Origin of the sequence: Nocardioides sp., assembly GCF_029937575.1 — a bacterium.
GTDB lineage: Bacteria > Actinomycetota > Actinomycetes > Propionibacteriales > Nocardioidaceae > Nocardioides.
Window position 1 is genome coordinate 1 of record NZ_JAPYPS010000128.1, and the last position, 3,278, is coordinate 3,278.

3 protein-coding genes and 1 pseudogene are annotated in these 3,278 nt (G+C 71.9%); all 4 read left to right on the top strand.

The genetic code is table 11. The annotated features are described in order from the left end of the window. Window positions 1–328: 328 nt before the first annotated feature. Complete coding sequence (gene ftsZ, locus Q1K33_RS20655; RefSeq protein ID WP_300406810.1) at window positions 329–1,522, top strand: cell division protein FtsZ; 1,194 nt, start codon at window positions 329–331, stop codon at window positions 1,520–1,522. Between the two features lie 42 nt (window positions 1,523–1,564). Continuing rightward, window positions 1,565–2,251 carry a polyphenol oxidase family protein gene (locus tag Q1K33_RS20660; RefSeq protein ID WP_300406813.1) on the top strand — a complete coding sequence of 229 codons (687 nt, stop codon included), beginning with the start codon at window positions 1,565–1,567 and terminating at the stop codon, window positions 2,249–2,251. Continuing rightward, window positions 2,248–2,949 carry a YggS family pyridoxal phosphate-dependent enzyme gene (locus tag Q1K33_RS20665; RefSeq protein WP_300406811.1) on the top strand — a complete coding sequence of 234 codons (702 nt, stop codon included), beginning with the start codon at window positions 2,248–2,250 and terminating at the stop codon, window positions 2,947–2,949. The genes Q1K33_RS20660 and Q1K33_RS20665 overlap by 4 nt, the downstream gene beginning before the upstream one ends. A 73-nt stretch (window positions 2,950–3,022) precedes the next feature. Next, window positions 3,023–3,278, top strand: a pseudogene (locus Q1K33_RS20670) (hypothetical protein); the annotation flags it as partial.

The following is a 3,278-nucleotide window of genomic DNA, read 5'->3' on the forward strand; positions in this document are numbered from 1 at the left end:
CCTTGACGGCGAGACCCGGTCGACTACGCGCGCGGGCGCCACACCAACCACGAAGGAGGGTCGACGACGCGCGGGCGCCACACCCACCACGAAGGAGGGTCGACGACGCGCGCGGGCGCCATGCCGGCCCCGAAGAACAGGTCACCGACCCCGAAGGCTGCGGCGTGTCGACACCGGATCGCGGCGCTGGCTGCCTAGTGTCATCACCACGACGAGGTTGACATAACTATAACCCTCAGGCTGAGGGTCACAGTTGAGACACACAGCAGCCCGTCACCAGACCATCCCCATCACACACCCAGATTCCTTTCGGAGAGGTGAAGCCGCCGTGGCTGCTGCACAGAACTACCTGGCCATCATCAAGGTCGTGGGCATCGGCGGTGGCGGCGTCAACGCCGTCAACCGGATGATCGAGGTCGGCCTCAAGGGCGTCGAGTTCATCGCGATCAACACCGACGCCCAGGCGCTGCTGATGAGCGACGCCGACGTCAAGCTCGACATCGGTCGCGAGCTCACCCGTGGCCTCGGCGCGGGCGCCAACCCCGAGGTGGGTGCGCGCGCCGCGGAGGACCACTCGGACGAGATCGAGGAGGTCATCAAGGGGGCCGACATGGTCTTCGTGACGGCGGGGGAGGGTGGCGGCACCGGCACGGGTGGCGCCCCGGTCGTAGCCCGAATCGCGCGCTCCCTGGGTGCGCTGACGATCGGCGTCGTCACGCGCCCGTTCGCCTTCGAGGGCCGCCGCCGAGCCAACTCCGCCGAGGAGGGCATCGCCGGGCTGCGCGAGGAGGTCGACACCCTCATCGTCATCCCCAACGACCGGCTGCTCTCGATCAGCGACCGCAACGTCTCGGTGCTCGACGCCTTCAAGCAGGCCGACCAGGTCCTGCTGCAGGGTGTCTCGGGCATCACCGACCTGATCACGACTCCCGGCCTGATCAACCTCGACTTCGCCGACGTGAAGTCCGTGATGGCCAACGCCGGCTCCGCGCTGATGGGCATCGGCTCGGCCCGCGGCGAGGACCGCTCGGTGGCAGCGGCCGAGATGGCGGTGTCCAGCCCGTTGCTCGAGGCCTCCATCGACGGCGCCCACGGCGTGCTGCTCTCGATCGCCGGCGGCTCCGACCTGGGGCTCTTCGAGATCAACGAGGCCGCCGCGCTCGTGGCCGACGCGGTGCACCCCGAGGCCAACATCATCTTCGGCGCCACCATCGACGACGCCCTCGGCGACGAGGTCCGGGTGACCGTCATCGCGGCCGGCTTCGACGGGGGAGTGCCCAAGCGTCGCGAGGAGGGCAGTGCGCTGCGGCGCGACGCCAAGCCCGCTGTCTCGGCGCCCGCCGAGGAGGCACGCGTCGGAGCGCCGGCCCCGCGTCGTACCGAGGAGGCCGACAACGCGACAGCCGTCCGTCCGGCGACCAGCCCCTCGGCGCCGTCCACCCCGGCTGCCCCGCGGCCCAGCACGCCGACGCAGGTCACCTTCGATGACGACGACCTGGACATCCCCGACTTCCTGAAGTGAGCTGACCTGTACGCGTTCCGCAGCACCCTCGGCCCCGTCGAGCTGGCCTTCACCGACCGGCACGGCGGGGTCAGTGCTGCGCCGTTCGACTCGCTCAACCTGGCGTTCCTCGAGGACGGCGACCGCTCCGTGCCGGCCCGCAACCTCGAGATCCTGCTCGACGACTTCGCTCCCGGGTGCGGCACCGCGCAGCTGGCCGACCTCAGCCAGGTGCACGGGGGCGAGGTCGTCAAGGCGGTCCCCGGTGGGCCACGTGCGAGCGCCGACGCCCTGGTGACCGACCAGGCCGGCGTCGTCCTGCTCGTGCGCGCCGCCGACTGCGTCCCGGTGCTCCTCGCCGACCCCGGCGCCAGGGTGCTCGGCGCGGCCCACGCGGGACGACCGGGAGTGGCAGCGGCGGTCGTGCCGCACACGGTCGAGGCGATGCGCGAGCTCGGCGCCCGTGATCTGACGGCCTGGATCGGCCCGCACGTGTGCGGGGCCTGCTACGAGGTCCCGCAGGCACTGCAGGACGAGGTGGTGGCGCTGGTCCCGACCACCCGCGCGAGGACCTCCTGGGGCACCCCGTCGCTGGACCTGGGAGCCGGGGTCCGCACCCAGCTCGAGGCCGCCGGTGTCAGGGTGGTCGACGTGAGCGCGTGCACCCGAGAGTCTCCCGACCTGTTCTCCTACCGCCGCGACGGGGCCCACTCCGGCCGTCTCGCCGGGCTGATCAGGATCCCGGCATGACGAGTCGCGCCGACGAGATCCGCGAGCGCCTGGACGTCGTGCGCGAGCGCATCGCCGCGGCGTGCCGTACGTGCGGTCGAGCCTCGGGCGAGGTGTCGCTCATCGTGGTCACCAAGTTCTTTCCCGCCTCCGACGTTCGGATCCTCGCCGACCTCGGGGTCACCGACGTCGCGGAGAACCGTCACCAGGAGGCGGTCGACAAGTCCGCCGAGTGTGGCGACCTCGCCCTGCGGTGGCACTTCGTCGGCGGGTTGCAGAGCAACAAGGCCTCGGCCGTGACCGGGTACGCCTCCGTGGTGCAGTCGGTCGACCGCGCCAAGCTCCTGCGCCCGCTGGCACGTGGTGCGGCGGATCGAGGGCGCGTGCTCGACGTGCTGGTGCAGGTCAGCCTCGACGGGCCGGACAGCGAGCATCGATCGGGAGTGGCACCCGACGACCTCGCCGGCCTGGCGGACGCGGTCGCCTCCCACGACGACCTGCGGCTACGCGGCGTGATGGCGGTGGCGCCGCTCGGCGCTGACCCAGGTGAGGCCTTCGACCACCTCGCGCGGCTGCACCTGTCGGTCCTGGCCGATCACCCCGACGCAACCTGGCGATCGGCCGGGATGAGCGGCGACCTAGAGGCGGCGGTGGCCCGTGGCGCGACACACGTGCGTGTCGGGTCCGCGGTCCTCGGATCGAGGCCTCCGGTCCAGTAGTGTCCGAAGCACGTCAGAGCGGCCCGTCAGGGGCGCCCGATCGGTGGTCAGACCACCAGGAGAGTGGAGTGTCATGAGCGGTGCGATGCGCCGGATCGGTGAGTACCTCGGCCTGCTCGAGGACACCGGCCGCTACGACGAGTACGACGGTCAGTACGACGACACCTATGCCGAGCAGCGCCAACCGCAGCCCGCGCACGCCGGCGGTGGCTACGCGCAGGAGACGGCGCCGGTCCAGTCGGCGCCGGCGCGCCAGCCGCGTCGCGCCGAGCAGCGTCCCGCACCGGTGGCCGACCTCGCCGAGCGCCGTCGCGGCGTGGCCGCGGCAC